This window comes from Massilia sp. R2A-15, from assembly GCF_030704305.1.
Taxonomy (GTDB): domain Bacteria; phylum Pseudomonadota; class Gammaproteobacteria; order Burkholderiales; family Burkholderiaceae_D; genus JAFCUW01.
In genome coordinates, this window is the sequence record NZ_CP131935.1 from 4,000,149 (window position 1) to 4,019,479 (window position 19,331).

Annotated in this window: 19 protein-coding genes; 8 read left to right on the top strand and 11 right to left on the bottom strand. The window is 66.8% G+C overall.

Translation table 11 applies throughout. The features are described 5' to 3' along the window. Nucleotides 1-7: 7 nt before the first annotated feature. The 3 genes from pdxA to Q4S45_RS18450 are packed head-to-tail and all read right to left on the bottom strand — an operon-like array spanning nucleotide 8 to nucleotide 4,725. Nucleotides 8-1,048 (bottom strand): 4-hydroxythreonine-4-phosphate dehydrogenase PdxA, encoded by a 1,041-nt coding sequence (pdxA, locus tag Q4S45_RS18440; protein ID WP_305506800.1) that lies wholly within the window; start codon nucleotides 1,046-1,048, stop codon nucleotides 8-10. Between the two features lie 4 nt (nucleotides 1,049-1,052). Next, the gene (locus Q4S45_RS18445; protein WP_305506802.1) at nucleotides 1,053-2,435 is read right to left on the bottom strand and encodes a peptidylprolyl isomerase; all 1,383 of its coding nucleotides are present in this window, start codon (nucleotides 2,433-2,435) and stop codon (nucleotides 1,053-1,055) included. A 55-nt stretch (nucleotides 2,436-2,490) separates the two neighbouring features. Then, a complete protein-coding gene (locus Q4S45_RS18450; RefSeq protein WP_305506804.1) occupies nucleotides 2,491-4,725 on the bottom strand; it encodes an LPS-assembly protein LptD in 2,235 nt (744 codons plus the stop codon). A 96-nt stretch (nucleotides 4,726-4,821) separates the two neighbouring features. Between Q4S45_RS18450 and Q4S45_RS18455 the strand changes: the two genes are divergently transcribed. Genes Q4S45_RS18455 through Q4S45_RS18470 form a run of 4 tightly spaced genes read left to right on the top strand, consistent with a single transcriptional unit; the run spans nucleotide 4,822 to nucleotide 9,071 of the window. Continuing rightward, nucleotides 4,822-5,880 carry an aminoglycoside phosphotransferase family protein gene (locus Q4S45_RS18455; protein WP_305506805.1) on the top strand — a complete coding sequence of 353 codons (1,059 nt, stop codon included), beginning with the start codon at nucleotides 4,822-4,824 and terminating at the stop codon, nucleotides 5,878-5,880. Nucleotides 5,881-5,890: 10 nt separating this feature from the next. After that, nucleotides 5,891-6,610 carry an N-acetylmuramate alpha-1-phosphate uridylyltransferase MurU gene (gene murU / locus Q4S45_RS18460; RefSeq protein ID WP_305506806.1) on the top strand — a complete coding sequence of 240 codons (720 nt, stop codon included), beginning with the start codon at nucleotides 5,891-5,893 and terminating at the stop codon, nucleotides 6,608-6,610. Further along, nucleotides 6,607-7,938 (top strand): Xaa-Pro aminopeptidase, encoded by a 1,332-nt coding sequence (gene pepP / locus Q4S45_RS18465; RefSeq protein ID WP_305506807.1) that lies wholly within the window; start codon nucleotides 6,607-6,609, stop codon nucleotides 7,936-7,938. Before murU ends, pepP begins: the two co-directional genes overlap by 4 nt. Continuing rightward, the gene (locus Q4S45_RS18470) at nucleotides 7,935-9,071 is read left to right on the top strand and encodes a UbiH/UbiF/VisC/COQ6 family ubiquinone biosynthesis hydroxylase (RefSeq protein WP_305506809.1); all 1,137 of its coding nucleotides are present in this window, start codon (nucleotides 7,935-7,937) and stop codon (nucleotides 9,069-9,071) included. The genes pepP and Q4S45_RS18470 overlap by 4 nt, the downstream gene beginning before the upstream one ends. Nucleotides 9,072-9,122: 51 nt before the next feature. Here Q4S45_RS18470 and Q4S45_RS18475 read toward each other — a convergent pair whose 3' ends face one another. After that, a complete protein-coding gene (locus tag Q4S45_RS18475) occupies nucleotides 9,123-10,142 on the bottom strand; it encodes a M20/M25/M40 family metallo-hydrolase (RefSeq protein WP_305506811.1) in 1,020 nt (339 codons plus the stop codon). 67 nt (nucleotides 10,143-10,209) lie between these two features. Between Q4S45_RS18475 and Q4S45_RS18480 the strand changes: the two genes are divergently transcribed. After that, on the top strand, nucleotides 10,210-11,139 hold the full coding sequence (locus tag Q4S45_RS18480; RefSeq protein ID WP_305506813.1) for a sensor domain-containing diguanylate cyclase: 930 nt from the start codon (nucleotides 10,210-10,212) through the stop codon (nucleotides 11,137-11,139). Nucleotides 11,140-11,239: 100 nt separating this feature from the next. Here Q4S45_RS18480 and Q4S45_RS18485 read toward each other — a convergent pair whose 3' ends face one another. Genes Q4S45_RS18485 through Q4S45_RS18495 form a run of 3 tightly spaced genes read right to left on the bottom strand, consistent with a single transcriptional unit; the run spans nucleotide 11,240 to nucleotide 14,161 of the window. Next, nucleotides 11,240-12,694, bottom strand: a complete 1,455-nt coding sequence (locus Q4S45_RS18485; protein ID WP_305512152.1) for an NAD(P)(+) transhydrogenase (Re/Si-specific) subunit beta — start codon at nucleotides 12,692-12,694, stop codon at nucleotides 11,240-11,242. Beyond that, nucleotides 12,694-13,023: a proton-translocating transhydrogenase family protein gene (locus tag Q4S45_RS18490; protein WP_305506815.1), complete on the bottom strand. Its 330-nt coding sequence runs from the start codon at nucleotides 13,021-13,023 to the stop codon at nucleotides 12,694-12,696. Before Q4S45_RS18490 ends, Q4S45_RS18485 begins: the two co-directional genes overlap by 1 nt. 25 nt (nucleotides 13,024-13,048) lie before the next feature. Then, entirely contained in the window at nucleotides 13,049-14,161 is a 1,113-nt protein-coding gene (locus Q4S45_RS18495; RefSeq protein ID WP_305506817.1) for a Re/Si-specific NAD(P)(+) transhydrogenase subunit alpha, read from the bottom strand. 233 nt (nucleotides 14,162-14,394) lie between these two features. Here Q4S45_RS18495 and Q4S45_RS18500 point away from each other — a divergent pair, with 233 nt between their 5' ends. Together Q4S45_RS18500 and mnmA are read left to right on the top strand one after the other, a co-directional pair. Further along, nucleotides 14,395-14,898 carry an NUDIX hydrolase gene (locus Q4S45_RS18500; protein WP_305506819.1) on the top strand — a complete coding sequence of 168 codons (504 nt, stop codon included), beginning with the start codon at nucleotides 14,395-14,397 and terminating at the stop codon, nucleotides 14,896-14,898. Next, a complete protein-coding gene (gene mnmA, locus Q4S45_RS18505) occupies nucleotides 14,895-15,998 on the top strand; it encodes a tRNA 2-thiouridine(34) synthase MnmA (RefSeq protein WP_305506821.1) in 1,104 nt (367 codons plus the stop codon). Before Q4S45_RS18500 ends, mnmA begins: the two co-directional genes overlap by 4 nt. 39 nt (nucleotides 15,999-16,037) lie before the next feature. On the opposite strand, the gene Q4S45_RS18510 is transcribed toward mnmA, so the two are convergent. Beyond that, nucleotides 16,038-16,436, bottom strand: a complete 399-nt coding sequence (locus Q4S45_RS18510) for a GFA family protein (protein ID WP_305506823.1) — start codon at nucleotides 16,434-16,436, stop codon at nucleotides 16,038-16,040. A gap of 115 nt (nucleotides 16,437-16,551) precedes the next feature. Here Q4S45_RS18510 and Q4S45_RS18515 point away from each other — a divergent pair, with 115 nt between their 5' ends. After that, nucleotides 16,552-17,382: a DMT family transporter gene (locus Q4S45_RS18515; protein ID WP_305506825.1), complete on the top strand. Its 831-nt coding sequence runs from the start codon at nucleotides 16,552-16,554 to the stop codon at nucleotides 17,380-17,382. Between the two features lie 50 nt (nucleotides 17,383-17,432). Here the strand turns inward: Q4S45_RS18515 and Q4S45_RS18520 are convergent, their stop codons facing one another. The 3 genes from Q4S45_RS18520 to Q4S45_RS18530 are packed head-to-tail and all read right to left on the bottom strand — an operon-like array spanning nucleotide 17,433 to nucleotide 19,281. After that, entirely contained in the window at nucleotides 17,433-17,813 is a 381-nt protein-coding gene (locus Q4S45_RS18520) for a response regulator (protein WP_305506826.1), read from the bottom strand. Nucleotides 17,814-17,823: 10 nt separating this feature from the next. Further along, entirely contained in the window at nucleotides 17,824-18,600 is a 777-nt protein-coding gene (locus Q4S45_RS18525) for a 5'-3' exonuclease H3TH domain-containing protein (RefSeq protein ID WP_305506828.1), read from the bottom strand. Nucleotides 18,601-18,609: 9 nt separating this feature from the next. Then, on the bottom strand, nucleotides 18,610-19,281 hold the full coding sequence (locus tag Q4S45_RS18530) for a glutathione S-transferase family protein (protein WP_305512153.1): 672 nt from the start codon (nucleotides 19,279-19,281) through the stop codon (nucleotides 18,610-18,612). Nucleotides 19,282-19,331 lie beyond the last annotated feature (50 nt).

Sequence of the window (19,331 nt, forward strand, 5' to 3'; positions counted from 1 at the left end):
TCTTGATTTAAGGGGCGCGGCGCTGGGCGGCGGCCATCTGCAGCGCGCTGCGGATCGCCTCTTCCATGCTGGCGCAGTCGGCGTGGCCGAGGCCAAGCGCGGCCAGGTCGAGCGCGGTGCCGTGGTCGACCGAGGTGCGGATCAGCGGCAGCCCGAGCGTGATATTGACGCCGCGCCCGAAGGTGGCGTGCTTGAGGACGGGCAGACCCTGGTCGTGGTACATCGCCAGCACGCAGTCGGCGTCCTGCAGGTATTTTGGCTGGAACAGCGTGTCGGCCGGATAAGGGCCGCGCGCATCGATGCCGCGCGCACGTGCCGCTTCCAGGGCCGGGATGATGCTGTCGATTTCTTCGCGTCCCAGATAGCCGTTCTCCCCCGCGTGCGGGTTCAGGCCGGCCACCAGGATGCGCGGCGCCGCGATGCCGAACTTGCGCTTCAGGTCGGCGTCGATGATGTCGAGCACGCGCGCAAGACTCTCCTGGGTGATGGCGTCGGGCACCGCGCGCAGCGGCAGGTGGGTGGTGGCCAGCGCCACCCGCAGCGGCGCGCCGCCGGCCGCGGTGGCGCCGGCCAGCATCATCACCACCAGCGGCGTGCCGGTCTTCTCGGCCAGGTATTCGGTATGGCCGGAAAACGCCACGCCGGCGTCGTTGATGGTGCTCTTTTGCAGCGGCGCGGTGACCATCGCGGCGAACCAGCCGGCTTGTATGCCTTCGACCGCCAGGTCGAGCGTGGCCAGCACGTAGCGGCCATTGGCGGCGTCCAGCACGCCCGGGGTGACGTGGGCCGCCAGCGGCACGTCGATCACGGTCAGGCGCTCGGGGCCGAAGTGCGGCAGGCGGCCGTTGCGCAGCGCCTGCGTGGACAAGGCGGCGATGCGGATCGCCGGGTCGATGTCGGCGGCGATCATGGCGAGAAAGGCGGCGTCGCCGATCAGCACGCAGTTGACCTCGCGCCGCATCGCCCACGCCGCGCGCAGGGAGATTTCCGGGCCGATCCCGGCAGGCTCGCCGGTGGTGATGGCGATCGCGGGACGGGTGCCGGTCATGCCTTTACTTTTCCTCGCGGAACTCGACGTAAGCGCGGTCGCGCACCTGGCGCGCCCAGTCTTCGGTCGCCTCCTGCATCTTGCGCTCGCGGATCACGTTGCGCGCCATGTTGCGCTCTTTCTCTTGCGACTGGTCGTCGCTCTTGCGCTCGAGCACTTCGACCAGGTGCACGCCGAACGGCGTCTCGACCGGGCCGCCGATTTCACCCGGCTTGAGCGCGTTCACCACCGCTTCGAATTCCGGCACCGAGTCGCCCGGCGCCATCCAGCCCAGGTCGCCGCCCTTGGAGGCCGAGGCGTCGTTCGAGAACAGGCGCGCCAGGTCTTCGAACTTGGCGGCCTTGTTGTCGAGGCGCTCTTTCAGTTCGGTCAGCTTGCGCTTCGCTTCCACCGCCGTCATGGTCGGGGTGACCTTGAGCAGGATGTGGCGCACATGGCTCTGCTGCTGGACGGCGCTGGCCTGCTGGGCCGCGGCGGCGTTGCGCTTGCCCACCAGCTTGAGCAGGTGGAAACCGGTATTGCTGCGGATGACGGGGGTGACCTGGCCCGGCGACAGCTTGAGCAGTTCGCCCGAGAACAGCGGCGGCAGGCGGTTGGCGTCGCGCCAGCCCACTTCGCCGCCCTTGAGCGCGTCCGGCGCGTCCGAATAGGTGGCGGCGATCTTGGCGAAATCGGCGCCGGTGCGCAGCTGGCGCGCCACTTCGTCGGCGCGCGCCTTGCGGGCGGCGATCTGCTCGGGCGTCGCGTTCTGCGGAATGCTCACCAGGATCTGCGACACGTTGACCTCGACCTGCTCGGCCGCGGCGGCTTTTTCGGCCGCCAGGTAGGTGTCCACCTCGGCGTCGGAGATCTGGATCTTGTTGTCGACCTCGTGCTCGCGCAGGCGCTGCATCATGATCTCGTTGCGGATCTCCTCGCGGAAGGTGGCGTAGGGCATGCCTTCCTTTTCCATCTGGTTGCGCATGTCCTGCAGGCTCATTTTCTGGCTTTCGGCGATGCGGCCGATCGCGCGGTCGAGTTCCTGGTCGCTGACCTTCACGCCCATTTCCTTGGCCAGCTGCTGCTGCGCGCGTTCGACGATCATCGCCTCGACCACCTGGCGGCGCAGGTCGGCCGCTTCGGGCAAGGGCGCATTCGACGCCTTCATGCGCGCTTCGATGCTGCGCAGGCGCGCGGCGATCTCATTGTTCGTGATGACGTCGTCGTTGACCACCACGGCGATCGAATCGATCACATGGGCCGAACTGGACGCCGGCGGCAGGAAACCGGTCGATGGCTTGACGGCGGCGGGCTTGGCCGCAGGGGTTTGCGCGCCCGCGTGGCCGGCGGCCAGAGTGCACAGCAGGACTGCGGCGATGTTCAGTTGGTGCAAACGGATATTACGCATAATCGAAAGTGGCACTCATATTCAGGTGAATGAAAAAAAACCGACATCGGCGCGCCTAGCGGCCGGTCTCAGGATTGAGCCGGGCATAGCCGGGGATGCTCTTGTAAAACGACTCCAGCGGATTGCCAAGTCCGAGTTTCGACAGGCCGTTCAGCTCGAGCTGGAAAAAGATCGGCGTCGAAGTGGTCTGGGCCGCCGTCACGAAACGCTGCGCGCCCATCCGGAACACCCAGCAATCGGCCTTGTACTCGAGCCCCACCAGGCTCTCGAGCACCTTGCGGTCGCGCAGCTCGTAGCTGACCCGGCCCACGCCGTACCAGCGCGCCGACAAGGGCCACTGGCTCGACAGGTCGATGTTCTTGAAGCTGTCGCGCACGTAGCGGTATTCGGCATTGACCACTTTCTTCTGGCCCGGCTGCCACTGCACGCCGTAGTTCGAACTGAACACGCTGCGCGCGCTCGCATTGTATTGTATCGCGCTGTCGAAGCTCCAATCGTCGGCGATGCGGCCGGCGGCGGCCAGCAGCACGTCGGAGCGGCTCTGGTTCAGCTTCGCGTTCGGATCGAGCTGCACGCGCTGGTCGCTGAAGTAGAAGCGCTGCCCCAGCGCCAGGCGCAGGCGCTCGGCGCCGCTGCTTTCGATGTAGCGCGACACCAGCGCCGCGGTGACCTGGTTGGCGTCGGCGACCCGGTCCGAGCCGATGAAGCGGTTCTCGGTGAAGATCTGGGCGAAGTTGAAGCCCGCTTCGGCGCTGTCGAAATTGGGGAACTGGCTCTGGTCCTTGTACGGGGTGCGCACGTAGAACAGGCGCGGCTCGAGCGTCTGCGTGACGGCGCGGCCGAACAGCTTGCTGTCGCGCTCGAACACCATGCCGCTGTCGAGCGAGAAGGTGGGCAGCGCGCGCGTCAGCGAAGTGCCGGCCGCGCCCGGGTTGAAGCTGGCGCCATCGAGGTCGTACTTGGCGGCGTTGAACATCACCTTCGGCGTGATGAAATAGCCGGGTCGCACGAAGGGATACGACACCTGCGGCACCAGCACCGCGCGGTTGCCGTTCACCTGGGTCGGGTGCGAGAAGCGCGTCATCTCCGCGTCGATCGCCCAGTCGAAGCCGGCGACGTCGTAGCGGCCCGTGTGGAAGTTAATCTGCGGGAGGCGGTCGTACGGGCGCGGCACCGCCAGGCTAGGATTGGTCGCCGCCGCCGGGTCCTGCAGCACCTGGTAGTTCTGCACGCGCGCGGTCAGGCTCCAGTAGGGCCGCTGGTAGTCGGTGCGCAGTTCGCGCAGCAGCTGGCGCTCGGCGCTGTTGGCGATCGATTTCGAAAAATCGCTCGGGTACTTGTCGTCCGACGCCGCGTGGATGTACCAGCCGTACGACAGGCCCGGCGCGATCGCCTGCGAGTGCTGCGAGTTGACCAGCCAGCGGTCGGTATTGGTGACGCGGTCGTGCACCAGCAGTTCGGCATGGGTCTCGCCGTTGTAAGGGCCGGCGTCGGTCTCGCCGATGTAGCGCGCGGTCGCGCCCATCTGCAGGCCGCGGCGCAGGATCAGGCGCGGATACAGGGTCAGGTCGCGGTTCGGCGCGATGTTGAAATAGTACGGCACCATCACTTCGCCCGAGCCCTTCGAGCCGAAGCCGATCGACGGCGGCAGCCAGCCGGAGCGGCGCGAGCCGGACAGCGAGAACGACATCGCCGGGGTGCCGATGATCGGCACGCCCTTGAAGTACACGATGGTCTTGCCGGCCGTGCCGACGTCGCGCCCGCTGTCGAGGTTCAGCGTGTCGGCCTTCAGGTACCAGTCGGGATTGGGCCCCTCGCAGGTGCTGTAGGTGCCGTCGGCCACCACCGCCTCGTCCTCGTTGATGAAGTCGATGCGGTTGGCTTTGCCCTGCGCGTTGTTCAACTCCAGCCGGTATTCCGGATGCAGCACCCAGCCGCGGCCGGAATCGAGCGCCAGCTGCAGCGCGTCGCCCTTGTAGCGGTCGCCGAAGCGCCACATCTGCACGTGGCCCTGCGCCGTGACCTGGTCCTCGACCACCTTGTAGCAGGCGGTATCGGCGGTCAGGCGGGTCTGGCCCTTGACCAGCTCCGCGTCGCGCACCAGGTTCACTTCGCGGTCAGGGCTGCCGGTGATTTCCTCCGCCCGCACCACGGTCGGCGCGTTCGGGTCGTCCACGTGCGGACGCTTGGCGACCGTTTGCGCATGCAGCGGCCCCGCCGTGACGGTGACGAGCGCACTGAGGACGAGCACCCAGCGTTGCGAGGGTTGTGGGGCTGATAACCAGCTCATGTGATGGGTGCAAACACCATTGAAGGGCGATTTTTTGGGGCTAATCCCTTATTATATGGGAATTGCCACATTCCTCCGGATTCTACAGGTCGCTTCATGTCTTTATTGTCATCACCTACCACCGCAACGACCTCGCCCGACGCCCGCCTGGTTCAACTGAACAGCTGGCTCGACACGCTCGGACTGGTCCGGGTCGACAGCCGCCGCCCGGCTTCGTCCGACGCCAGCTTCCGGCGCTACTTCCGGCTCGACGTGCTGCCCGAGCTGCAGGACAAGCTGGGCGCGACCCTGATCGCGATGGACGCTCCGCCCGAGCGCGAGAACGTCCCGGCCTTCATCCACGTGGCCGGCCTGCTGCTGGAGGCCGGCGTCAACGTGCCGGCGATCGTCGCGCGCGACGTGCCGAACGGCTTCCTGCTGCTGTCGGACCTGGGCACCACCACTTACCTGGCGCGCCTCGATTCCGACAACGCCGCCTTCATGTACTCCGACGCGGTTGACGCGCTGATCAAGTTCCAGCTCACCAGCCAGCCTGGCGTGCTGCCGGACTTCGACCGCGCCTTCGTGATGCGCGAAATGAACCTGTTCCCCGAATGGTTCGTCGGCAAACACCTGGGCGTGACGCTGTCGGCCGCGCAGCAGGCCCAGCTCGACGCCGTGTTCGAGGCGATCGCCTCCAACGTGCTGGCGCAGCAGCAGGTGTTCATGCACCGCGACTACCACTCGCGCAACCTGATGTTCATGGACCAGAACAACCCGGGCGTGCTCGATTTCCAGGACGCCGTGTACGGGCCGGTCACCTACGACCTCGGCTCGCTGCTGCGCGACGCCTACATCCAGTGGGACGAAGAGATCGTGCTGGACTGGGTGGTGCGCTACTGGCAGCGCGCCAAGCAGGTCGGCCTGCCGGTCAATCCGGACATCGACGCGTTCTACCGCGACTTCGAATTCATGGCCCTGCAGCGCCACCTGAAAATCCTCGGCATCTTCTGCCGCCTGAACTACCGCGACGGCAAGGCGATCTACATGGGCGACCTGCCGACCGTGATGGATTACGTGCGCAAGACCGCCAACCGCTACACCGCCCTGAAACCGCTGGTGCGCCTGCTCGACGAGCTCGAGGAAAAGGCGCCGCAGGTTGGCTACACCTTCTGATCGGACTCCCATGAAAGCCATGATTTTTGCCGCCGGGCGCGGCGAGCGCATGCGTCCGCTGACCGACGCCTGCCCGAAGCCGCTGCTGAAGGTGCGCGGGCGGCCCCTGATCACCTGGCAGGTGCTCAACCTGGTGCGCGCCGGGATCACCGAGATCGTCATCAACCACGCCCATCTCGGCCACATGATCGAGGAAGAGCTGGGCGACGGCAGCAAGTACGGCGCGAAGATCGTCTACTCGCGCGAGGAAACCGCGCTCGAGACCGCGGGCGGCATCGCCAACGCGCTGCACCTGCTGGGCGACGAGCCCTTCGTGGCGGTGTCGGGCGATATCTACTGTCCCTACTTCGACTTCACCCAGGTGAAAGATGTCCTGCACGACAAGGACATGTGGGGCATTCCCTACCCGCCCGACAAGCGCGACGTGGCCTGGCTGTACCTGACCCCGAACCCCTGGCATAACCCGGACGGCGACTTCGCCATCAACATGTATTCGCTGTCGAACGAAGGTTCGCCGAAATGGAACTTTGCCGGCATCGGCGTGTACCGGCCCGAGATGTTCGCCGGGATCGCCCCGGGCGAGCACGCCCGCTTCGGCCCGCTGATGCGCAAGTTCATCGACCTCAAGCAGGTCGGCGGCGAAATCTACGATGGCCAATGGGTCAACGTGGGCACCATCGAGCAGCTGGAGGAACTGAACGCGCCGCCGGCGCAAAGGGCCGCATCGTGAGCCCGTTCGCCGCGCGCCGCGCGCGCCTGCAGGAGCGCATGCTGCCGGGCGCGGTGGCGATCCTCGCGACCGCGCCGGAAGCGCCGCGCAACGGCGACAGCGATTATCCGTACCGCCACGACAGCTACTTCTACTACCTGACCGGCTTCACGGAGCCGGACAGCGTGGTGGTGCTGGTGGCCGCAAGCGTGGACAAGCCGGCGCAGGCGATCCTGTTCTGCCGCCAGAAAAACGTCGAGCGCGAAATCTGGGACGGCTTCCGCCACGGCCCGGACGGCGCGCGCGCGGCGTTCGGTTTCGACGCCGCCTTCCCGATCGAAGACCTGGACGGCGAGATGACGCGCCTGCTGGCCAATGCGCCGGCGGCGTACTACGCGCTTGGCCACAGCGCCGCGCTCGACCTGCAGATGAAAACCTGGCTGCAGAATGTGCGGCGCCAGGCGCGCACCGGCGTCACCGCGCCGGCCGTCGCGCACGACCTGCTGGCCATGCTCGACGAAATGCGCCTGTTCAAGGACGCCAGCGAGCAGGCGGTCATGCGCCGCGCCGGCGAAATTTCGGCGCGCGCCCACCTGCGTGCGATGCGCGCGTCGCGTCCCGGCATGTTCGAGTACGAGATCGAAGCGGAGCTGCTGCACGAATTTCGCCGCAGCGGCGCGCAGTATCCGGCCTACACGCCGATCGTCGCGGCCGGCGCCAACGCCTGCGTGCTGCACTACAACGCCAACAACGCGCAAAGCCGCGACGGCGACCTGATCCTGATCGACGCCGGCTGCGAATTCGACAGCTACGCGGCCGACATCACGCGCACTTACCCGGTCAATGGCCGCTTCTCCGCGCCGCAAAAGCTGCTGTACGAACTGGTGCTGGCGGCGCAGTCGGCCGCGCTGGCGGCGGTCGTTCCCGGACGGCCCTACAGCGACATCCACGACAGCGCGACCAGGGTGCTGGCGCAGGGCATGCTCGACACCGGCCTGCTCGACAAGGCGGTGTACGGAACGGCCGAAAACGCCATCGCCGAACGCGCCCACCAGCAGTTCTACATGCACGGCACCGGCCACTGGCTGGGGCTCGACGTGCACGACGCCGGCGCCTACCGCGACGTGCATGCGGAAGGCAAACCGTCGCGCGCCCTGCAGCCGGGCATGGTGCTGACGGTCGAACCGGGCATCTACGTGCGCCCCGCCGCCGGCGTGCCCGAGCAGTTCTGGCACATCGGCATCCGCATCGAGGACGACGTGCTGGTCACGCCGGGCGGCTACGAAATCCTGTCGGAGGGCGCGCCGCGCACGGTCGCCGACATCGAAGAAGCGATGCGCCAGCGATGAACCAGTTCGATGTCGCCATCTGCGGCGCCGGGCCGGTCGGCATGGCGCTCGCCGCGCTGCTGGCCAAGCGCGGCGTGGCGCCGGCGCGCATCGCGCTGATCGACGCCAAACCGCTGGCCGCCGCCATCACCGATCCGCGCTCGATCGCGCTGTCGTACGGCAGCCGCATGCTGCTGGAAGAAATTGGCGCCTGGCCGCTGCCGTCCACGCCGATCCACCAGATCCACGTCTCGCGCCGCGGCCATTTCGGCCGCAGCATGATGGACCGCGACGAGCACAAGCTGCCCGCGCTCGGCTACGTCACGCGTTACGGTGAGCTGGTGGCGGCGCTGGCCGCGGCGTGCGAGCGCTTCGGCATCGAGGCGATCCGCCCGGCGCGCGCCAGTTCGATCGACGAGGACGATGACCGCGTCGTGCTGCACCTGGACGACGGGCGCGACCTGGCCGCTTCGCTGGCGGTGCAGGCCGAGGGAGGCGTGTTCGGCCAGCAGGAACGGCGCGCGCGCCAGCGCGACTATGAGCAGAGCGCGGTGATCGCGCGGGTTTCGGCCAGCACGCCGATCGCGCACCGCGCCTACGAGCGCTTCACCGACGAAGGCCCGCTGGCGTTGCTGCCGCAGGACGGCGCCGACGGCCTGCAGTACGCGCTGGTGTGGTGCATGCGCCCGGACCGCGCGCAGGCTGTGCTGGGCCTCGACGACGACGCCTTCCTTGCTCGCCTGGGCGAGGCCTTCGGTAGCCGGCTGGGCCGCTTTACGCGCGCCTCGAGCCGGGCCGCCTTCCCGCTCGGGCTCAATGCCGAGCCGCGCGCCACCAGTCGCACGGTCGCCATCGGCAATGCCGCGCAGACCTTGCATCCGGTGGCGGGACAGGGACTCAACCTGGGCCTGCGCGACGCGGCCGTGCTGGCGCGTTTGCTGGCAAGAGAAACCAGTCCCGCGGCGCTGGCCGGGTTCGGCGCGGCGCGCGAGACAGACCGCGCGACCACGGTCACGCTGACCGACGCGATGGCGCGGGTGTTCGCCGACACCGGGCCGGCGCAGGCGTTGCTTGGCCTGTCGCTGGGCGTGCTCGACGCGGTGGCGCCGGCGCGCATGCTGCTGGCCGAGCTGATGATGTTCGGGCGCCGCTAAGTTCAACATGGGGACTCGGCGTCCCCGTCGCTCCGCAGCACCAGACCGCGCCTACCTGAGGTTGCGGTCCGCCGTCTCCGCCACGTCCACCAGCAGGTTCGCCACATCGACGAAGAACTTCTGGTTGATGCGCTCGAAGGTGTCGCTCGGCGCGTGATAATCGTCGTGATCCTCGACCCCGAAATACAGGAACGGCACCCCGGCGTCGTGGAACGGCCCGTGGTCCGAGCTGCCGGTCCAGTCCTCGACGCTGCCGGCCACCAGCTGCGAACGGTCGTGCCCGAGCTTTACCTTGACGGTATTGCGAGCGGCGGCCTGCGCCACCAGCGGCGTCAGGGCCGGCGTGTAGCTGGTGCCGGCCGCATAGATCTCGTTGCTGTCGTTGTGGCTGACCATGTCCAGGTTGAGGTTCAGCGCCAGCCGCGCCTTCGGGAACGGCAGCGCGGCCAGGAAGGCGCGCGCGCCCTGCAGCCCCAGCTCCTCGCCATCGAAGGCGGCGAACACGATCGAATGCCGCGGCGGATGCGCCTTGAACCACTTTGCGATCGCCAGCATCGCCGCCACGCCCGACGCGTTGTCGTCGGCGCCGGGATACAGCTTGCCGGCCTTCTCGCCCAGGTGGTCGTAGTGCGCCGAGACGACGATGTAGCGCGCGTCCGTGGCGCTGCCCGGTATGAAGCCGATGTAGTTGACCGACTTCGGATACTCGGTCTTGTAGGCCTTGCCGGGCGTGAGCAGGCCCTTGATGCTCTTGTGGGTGAACGCGAACGGTTCGGCGAAGGCGCCGCCGAACGGGCGCAGTCCCAGCGCCTCGAAGCGCGCCTGCAGGAAGGCCTGGGCCTTGCGGCTGCCCTCGGTGCCGGTGCGGCGCCCGCCAAATTCGGCCGACGCCAGCGTGCGCACGTCGCCGAGCAGCTGGGCGCTGTCGACCCGCGCCGCGCCCGGCGCGCCGGGCGCAGCGGCCGGCAGCGGCACGGCGATCCTCTTCAACTCGGACTGGCCGGCGACTACAATATAAGCACCTGCGGCCATCAGCAACGTGGCGGCGAGGAGCATGCGCGATTTTCTCATGGTGTGTCCGCGATTCAGAAGTGCGCAGGATAGCAAATAAGACGTAGCGGTGCGACAATAAACCATCATGGCCCAGCCACTTCCAGCCCAGCTGTATGCCTGCGTGCTCGACGAATCGATCGACGCGGTCGTCGTGATCGACCAGGATAGCACCATCCGCTACCAGAACGCGGCGATGGACGCGCTGTGCGGCCATGCGGCCAATGACCTGCTGGGCCAGCCGCTTGACGTTCTGCTGCCCGACGATGTGGCCGGCAAGCACCGCGGCTACGTCGCCAGCTACATCGCGCGCGGCGGCGTCTCCACCGTGCTGGGTCATGTGCGCGAATTCTCTATCCGCCACAAAAGCGGCGAGATGATCCCGATCGAACTGAAGGCGATCGACCTCGGCGTCCACGAGAGCGAGCGCTTCTTCGGCGCCTTCCTGGCCGACATGCGCCCGCGCCGGCGCGAGGAAGCGCACACCGCGGCGCTGATGGCGCAACTCGAGCAGCAAGCACTGACCGACCAGCTGACGACGCTGCCGAACCGGCGCGCCTACGACGCCGAAATGGCGCGGGTGGTGGCGCGAAGCCGGCGCAACAAGGCGCCGATCGCGGTGGGCGTGTCCGACATCGACCTGTTCAAGCACGTCAACGACACCTGGGGCCACCCGGTCGGGGACCTGGTGCTGATCGAAGTGGGCAAGGCGCTCGAGCAGGCCGCGCGCGGCACCGACTTCGTGGCCCGCACCGGCGGCGAGGAATTCGGCATGCTGTTCCCCGACACTTCGGTCGAGCTGGCGCGCAAGGTCGCCGAGCGCATGCGCGAAGCGGTCGAGGCGTGCAGCGTGACGACGCCGGAGGGCGAATGCATCAAGGTCACGATCAGCATCGGGCTGGCGCCGCTGGCGCCGGGCGGCGCGCCGGAAGAGGCGGAGGCCAGCGCGGACGCGGCGCTGTACCAGGCAAAAGAAAGGGGCCGCAACCGTATCGAAACGGCGCAGCCCCCGGCTTGAAGCGGGGGGTCTGGTCCTGCGGACCTGACTCCATTTTGGTATGCTGCAGCGTATCGAACAAGATGGGGTCAGGTCCGCAGGACCAGACCCCGCCCCTCCATTACTCCACCGCCTTGACCATCGATTCGATCACCTTCTTGGCGTCGCCGAACACCATCATCGTGTTCGGCTGGTAGAACAGGTCGTTGTCCAGGCCCGCGTAGCCCGAGGCCATCGAGCGCTTGTTGACGATGATGCTCTTGGCCTTGTACGCCTCCAGGATCGGCATGCCGGCGATCGGCGACTTCGGATCCTTGGCCGCCGGATTGACCACGTCGTTCGCGCCCAGCACCAGCACCACGTCGGTCTGGCCGAATTCGCCGTTGATGTCCTCCATCTCGAACACCTGGTCGTACGGCACCTCAGCTTCGGCCAGCAGCACGTTCATGTGGCCCGGCATGCGGCCGGCAACCGGGTGAATCGCGTACTTCACGATCACGCCCTTGTGGTTGAGCTTTTCGACCAGTTCCTTGAGCGCGTGCTGGGCGCGCGCCACCGCCAGGCCGTAGCCCGGCACGATGATCACGCTTTCCGCATTGGCCATGATGAAGGCCGCGTCTTCGGCCGAACCGGCCTTGTGCGGCCGCTGTTCCTGCGCGCCGCCGGCAACGTCGGCCGGGGCGCCGCCGAAGCCGCCCAGGATCACGTTGAAGAACGAGCGGTTCATCGCCTTGCACATGATGTACGACAGGATCGCGCCCGACGAACCCACCAGCGAGCCGGCGATGATCAGCATCGAGTTATTCAGCGAGAAGCCGATGCCCGCCGCCGCCCAGCCCGAATAGCTGTTCAGCATCGACACCACCACCGGCATGTCGGCGCCGCCGATCGGGATGATGATCAGCACGCCCAGCACGAACGACAGCGCGGCCATGATCATGAACGGCGTCCACGCCGGCTGCGCGCCATCGGCGAAGCAGAACATCAGGCCGAGCGCGATGATGGCGATTGCCACACCGAGGTTGATCATGTGCTGGCCCGGGAAGCTGACCGGCGCGCCCTGGAACAGGCGGAACTTGTACTTGCCGGCCAGCTTGCCGAATGCGATCACCGATCCGGAGAAGGTGACGGCGCCCACAAACGTACCGATGAACAGCTCGAGGCGGTTACCGAACGGCAGCGCGGCGCCGCGCGTGGCGATGTTGAATGCCCACGGCTCGGACACCGCGGCAACCGCGATGCACACCGCGGCCAGGCCGATCAGCGAGTGCATCGCCGCGACCAGTTCCGGCATCTTGGTCATCTCGACCTTTTTCGCCGCGAATGCGCCGATCGCGCCGCCCACAACGAGGCCGACGATCACCAGCGGGAAGCCCATGCCGCCGGTGCCGATCTGCGCCTTCATCTTGAAGATCAGCGCGACCGTGGTGATGGCGGCGATCGCCATGCCGGTCATGCCGAACGCATTGCCGGTGCGCGCCGTGCCCGGTGACGACAAGCCCTTGAGCGCCTGGATGAAGCACACCGAGGCGATCAGGTACATCATCGTGACCAGATTCATGCTGACGTATTCCATCATGCCTGTTCTCCCGCGATGGCTGCCGCCGGCTTGGCCTTCGGCTCCTTCTTCTTGAACATCTCCAGCATGCGCTGGGTGACCAGGAAGCCGCCGAACACGTTGACCGCCGCCAGCGCGACGGCGACGGTGCCTGCGACCTGGCCGACCATGCCTTCGGTCAGGCCGGCGGCGAGCATCGCGCCGACGATGATGATCGCCGAAATCGCGTTCGTCACCGCCATCAGCGGCGTATGCAGCGCGGGGGTGACGGTCCACACCACGTGATAGCCGACATAAATGGCCAGCACGAAGATGATGAGATTGATGATGGTATGACTGATTTCCATGATGCCTCCCTAACCTTATTTCGAATTATTTGCGCAGCACTTCGCCGCCGGCGCAGACCAGCGACGCCTTCAGGATCTCGTCCTCGCGGTCGATCACCAGCTGCTCGTCCTTGTCGATGATCAGCTTGAGGAAGTCGAGCACGTTGCGCGCGTACAGCGCCGAGGCGTCCGCCGCCACCAGCGTGGCCAGGTCCGGTTCGCCGACGATATACACGCCGTGCTTGACGACCGTCTTGTTCATCTCCGACAGCGGGCAGTTGCCGCCCTGCGACACGGCCAGGTCGACGATCACCGAGCCGGGCTTCATCGCCTTGACCGTCTCTTCCGAGATCAGCACCGGCGCCGGGCGGCCCGGGATCAGCGCCGTGGTGATGACGATGTCGGCCAGCTTGGCGCGTTCGTGCACCAGCGCGGCCTGGCGCGCCATCCAGTCGGGGGGCATGGCGCGGGCGTAGCCGCCCTCGCCCTTGGCGATTTCCTTCTCCTCGTCGGTCAGGAACGGCACGTCGATGAACTTCGCGCCCAGCGACTCGACCTGCTCCTTCACCGGCGGGCGCACATCGGACGCCTCGATCACGGCGCCGAGGCGCTTGGCGGTGGCGATCGCCTGCAGGCCGGCCACGCCGACGCCCATGATCAGCACGCGCGCGGCATTGACGGTGCCGGCGGCGGTCATCAGCATCGGCATGAAGCGCTGGTAGGTGTTGGCCGCCACCATCACGGCCTTGTAGCCGGCGATGTTGGCCTGCGAGGACAGCACGTCCATCGACTGCGCGCGGGTGATGCGCGGCACGGCTTCGAGCGCGAACGCGCGCAGCTTCGCCGCGGCCATCGCCGCGATGTTCTCGGCATCGAAAGGATTGAGCATCCCGATCAGCACCGCGTCGGGCTTCATCAGCGCGCGCTCGCCGGCGTCCGGGGCGCGTACCTTCAGCACCACGTCGGCGCCGAACGCGTCGGCAGCCGTGCCGATGGTCGCGCCGGCCGCCACGTAGGCCTCGTCGATCGCCGCGGCCATCACGCCGGCCCCGGACTGCACAATGACCTGGTGCTTCGCGGCCAGCTTCTTCACCGTCTCTGGCGTTGCAGCGACGCGGGTTTCCCCCGGCCGTGTTTCGGCCGGTATGCCTATTCTCATGAATGCCTCCTGATTGATAAACTGTCTAGAATCTACCACGTAAATTGCAGCAACGTCATCCTTACCCCGGTTATTCCGCCGAATGTGTCGTCTTCGAATCCACGGGTTCACAAAGTGTTAAATTCCTGTCTCAGGTCAATGAAAAATTGTCGTGTTTCGGCGTGCGTGGCGGGGGGCGCCGCGCAAGGCGGACGGGGCCAAGGTAGAATGTCGGCTCATTTCGAAAGGCGCCCATGCCCAATACTTGGAAACCGTCCGTCACCGTCGCCGCCGTCATCGAGCGCGATGGCCGCTTCCTGCTGATCGAAGAGGAAACGAGCGAAGGCGTGCGGCTGAACCAGCCGGCCGGCCACCTCGACCCGCACGAATCGCTGGAGCAGGCGGTGGTGCGCGAGGTGCTCGAGGAGACCGCGCACGATTTCACGCCCACCGCGCTGGTGGGGATGTACATGTCGCGCTACACCTCAAAGCGGCGCGGCACGGACGTGACGTATTTACGCTTCACCTTCTGCGGCACGGCCGGCAAGGAATACGACCAGCCGCTCGACCACGGCATCCTGCGCACGATGTGGATGACGCGCGACGAGATCGCCGCCTGCGAAGAGCGCCACCGCAGCCCGATCGTGCTGCGCTGCGTGGACGACTACCTGGCGGGCAAGCGCGCCGAACTGGATTTGCTGCACACCCACCTCTCGGTGTTCGAGGGCGGGCTTACTATGAAGACGGACGTAACATGAGCAAGAAAAAAGTCGTGATCGGGATGTCGGGCGGTGTCGACTCCTCCGTCGCGGCGTGGATGCTGAAGGAACAGGGCTACGACGTGGTCGGCCTGTTCATGAAAAACTGGGAAGACGACGACGACTCCGAGTTCTGCTCGTCGCGCCAGGATTGGATCGACGCGGCCAGCGTGGCCGACGTGGTCGGGGTGGACATCGAGGCGGTCAACTTCGCCTCCGAGTACAAGGACCGCGTGTTCGCCGAATTCCTGCGCGAGTACCAGGCCGGCCGCACGCCCAATCCGGATGTGCTGTGCAACGCCGAAATCAAGTTCAAGGCCTTCCTTGACCATGCGATGCACCTGGGCGCCGACCTCATCGCCACCGGCCACTATGCGCGGGTGCGCGAGAATGCGGGCAAGTTCGAGCTGTTAAAAGCGGTGGACGCGACCAAGGACCAAAGCTACTTCCTTCACCGGCTGAACCAGGCGCAGTTGTCCAAGACCCTGTTCCCGCTGGGCGAGATCCCGAAAACCGAAGTGCGCAAGCTGGCCGAGAAGCTGGCGCTGCCGAATGCGGCCAAGAAGGATTCGACCGGCATCTGCTTCATCGGCGAGCGGCCGTTCCGCGACTTCCTGAACCGCTACCTGTCGTACAAGCCGGGGCCGATGAAGACCGACGACGGCAAGACGGTGGGCGAGCACGTCGGCCTGTCGTTCTACACGCTGGGCCAGCGCAAGGGCATCGGCATCGGCGGGCTGAAATCGCATCGCAACGCCGACGGCACCAGCGAGCCATGGTTCGTCGCGCGCAAGGATATCGAGACCAACACGCTGTACATCGTGCAGGGACACGACCATCCGTGGCTGCTGTCGTCGTCGCTCGACGCGGCGCAGGCGAGCTGGGTGGCCGGCGTGGCACCCGAGGCGCGCATCATGGCGGCCAAGACGCGCTACCGCCAGGCCGACGTCGAATGCGGCGTGGTGCCGATCGATGGCGACCGCTTCCGGCTCAACTTCACCGATCCGCAATGGGCGGTGACGCCGGGGCAATCGGCCGTGCTGTACGACGGCGACGTGTGCCTGGGCGGCGGCATCATCAACGGCGCGACGCCGGCGTAAGCACGTAGGGGGTCTGGTCCCGCGGACCTGACCCCATTTTCAGAGATGCCACACCTCCGCCGGCGGCACGTTCCAGTTGTCGCTGCGCCCATCAAGCCAGGTGATCGGCACATTCGCCAGTTCCTCAGCCACGGCATCATCAAGACAACTTACATTAACGGCGTAGAACGCGCCCCACCGCGGCGAAGTTCCGGTACCGAACGGATGCACGCCGCAGTGCCGGCAGAACGGATGTCCGTTCGCGCCCGTGCCGAACCGGTACCAGGTCATGTGCTCCTCCCCCGCGAGCAGGCGGAACGCTTCCGGATTGACGATCGCCGGCCAGAATCGCATCTTGCTGCAGATCGAGCAGTTGCAGCGGATCGTTCCGGCGCTCAGGTCGATGTCGGCTTCGAAGCGCACGGCGCCGCAATGGCAGCTTCCGAGGTAAGTTTTCATGCGGCGACTGTAGCATGAAGATGGGGTCAGGTCCGCGGGACCAGACCCCGGCGTCGGCAGCATCGGGGTCTGGTCCCGCGGACCTGACCCCATTTTGCGCTGTATCATTCGCGGCATGCGCACCGCCCTCCTCACCTTCCTCGCCCTGCTGGCCTTCGCCGGCAATTCTGTCCTGTGCCGCATCGCGCTGAAACAGGCGCACATCGACCCGGCCAGCTTCATCGCAATCCGCCTGGTCTCCGGCGCCGTGGTCCTGGCCCTGATCGTCATGCTGCGCGGCGCGCGTCCAACCGCCGCCGGCAACTGGATCTCGGCGGCGGCGCTGTTCGCCTACGCTGCATTCTTCTCGTTTGCCTACGTCGGCCTGACCACCGCCACCGGCGCCCTGCTGCTGTTCGGCTCCGTGCAGGCGACCATGATCGCTTTTGGCCTCTGGCGCGGCGACCGCCTCGGCCCATGGCAGATGCTCGGCATGCTGTGCGCAATGGCGGGCCTGGTCGACTTGCTGCTGCCCGGCCTGGAGGCGCCGTCGCCCGCGCGCGCGGCGCTGATGATCGCCGCCGGCGCCGCATGGGGAGTCTATTCGCTGCGCGCCAAAGGAGCAGGCGATCCCACCCGCGCCACCGCCGGCAATTTCGTGCGCGCCGCTGTCCTCGCGGCGCTGCTGTACCTGCCCTTCCTATCGTCCGCCCATGTTGACAGCGCGGGCGTGATGCTCGCGCTGGCGTCCGGCGCCGTCACCTCCGGTCTCGGCTACGCCATCTGGTATGCCGCCCTGCAGGGACTGCGGCCGGCAACCGCGGCGACCGTGCAATTGAGCGTGCCGGCCATCGCCGCGCTGGGCGGCGTGCTGCTGCTGGCTGAACCGCTCACCTGGCAGCTGGCCGGCGCCTTCGCGGCGATCGTCGGCGGCATGGCTGTCGTCATCCTCACGCGGCCGCGATGAAAAATGGGGTCAGGTCCGCCGGACCTGACCCCGGTTTTGTCGCCGACGCACTAACCCTGCTGCTTGCGCACCAGCGCCAGCACGGTATTGCGGATGGTCTTGAGCACCGCATCGGCCTTGAACGGCTTGACGATGAAGCCGTTCACGCCGCGCGCCATCGACGCTTGCAAGGTCGGCGCATCGATCGCGCCGGCGACCATGAAGATGATGGTCTTCGGCAGGGTGGCGCGAATCTGTTCGACGATGTTCTCTCCATCCTCGACCTGGTCGCGCGCGATGCAGACGAAGTGCGGACGGAATTTCTGCACCAGCGCGAACCCCAGGCTGGCCGTGTGCGCCTGTCCGGCCACGCCGTAGCCGCCTTCGGTCAGCACCGTATTCAACAGGCCGCGCGAGATCGCGTTCGTGTCGATGATTACCGCCTTCAGCATCGCATCCTTCCTAGAAAGTTTCGTACGCCAGCATCTTCCACGTCACGCCCAGCTGCACGTCGGTCTTGAGCCGCACCAGCTGGCGCGACACGTCGAGTATCGCACGCTCGGCACGCAGCCTCTCGCCGATCGGAGTCTTCAGGATGCCGGCGCCGGCAATCACGGCATCGAGGTCGCCGTAGGCATTGAGCAGCTTGGCCGCCGTCTTCATGCCGACCTTTGATACGCCCGGCACGCCGTCGGTGACGTCGCCCATCAGCGCCAGCAGGTCGACCAGCAGTTCCGGCGCCACGCCGAACTTGTTGCGCACCCAGGCGTCGTCGTGCCACTCGCCCTTGAAGTGGTCCCACACCAGCGCGCCGTGGGCGATCAGGCCGTGCAGGTCCTTGTCGGTGGTGGCGATGATGGCTTCGCCGCGGCCCTCGGACAGCCAGCGCAGCACGCCGGTGCCGATCACGTCGTCGGCCTCGACGCCCGGCAGCATCAGCACGTGCAGGCCGGCGTCGCGCAGCTTGTCGTGAAAGCCCGGCAGCGCCTCGCGCAGGTACGACGGCATCGGCGCGCGCTGCTCGCGGTAGCGCGGATACAGCTCGTGGCGCCAGGTCGTGCCGCCGAAGTCGAACGCCGCCAGCACGTGGGTCGGCTCGTGCGCTTCGAGCAGGCGGCGGAACGACGACAGCGCGTGGCGCAGCGCGATCGACGCCTTTTCATGCGAGTCGGGCTCCTGGCTCGCTTCGTACACGCGCCGCACGATATTGAGTCCGTCGATGGCTAGCAGCTTGCCCATATTTATGCGTTATTTTGCATAATCGTATTTGCCGCCCCGCTCCAGGGCGCGCTGGTAGGCGGGCCGCGCGTGGATGCGCGCGAGCCATGCCGTCAGGTTCGGATACTGCGCGCCCAGGCCGCCGCGCGCGGCCGCTGCCTCCAGCACGAAACTGAGCTGGATGTCGGCGGCGGTGAACTGCTCGCCGGCGAACCAGGCCGACTTGCCCAGCTCCCCTTCGAGGTAGTCGAGGTGCTGGACGATCTGCGGCATCACATACGAGCTCTTGACCTTCTGCGCGATGCCGCGCGCGATCGGTTTGGCGAAGAACGGCATCGGGCTCGTTTCGACGCGGTCGAACACGAGCTTGAGCAGCAGCGGCGTCATCGCCGAGCCTTCCGCGTAATGCAGGAAGTAGGTGTAGCGGCGCTTGTCCGGCGTGCCGGCCGCGGGCACGAAGCGTCCGTTGCCGTAACGTTCAAGCAGGTATTCGATGATCGCGCCCGATTCGGCCACGGTGACATCGCCGTCGGTGATCACCGGCGACTTGCCGAGCGGGTGGATCGCGCGCAGTTCGGGCGGCGCCAGCATGGTCTTCGGATCGCGCTGGTACTTCCTGATCTCGTAGTCCAGCCCCAGTTCTTCGAGCAGCCAGAGGATGCGCTGGGAACGCGAATTATTGAGGTGGTGGACGACGATCATCATGTGCTTTCGCGCGCGTGGAAATGGCCGTCAGCTTAGCATTGTTGACG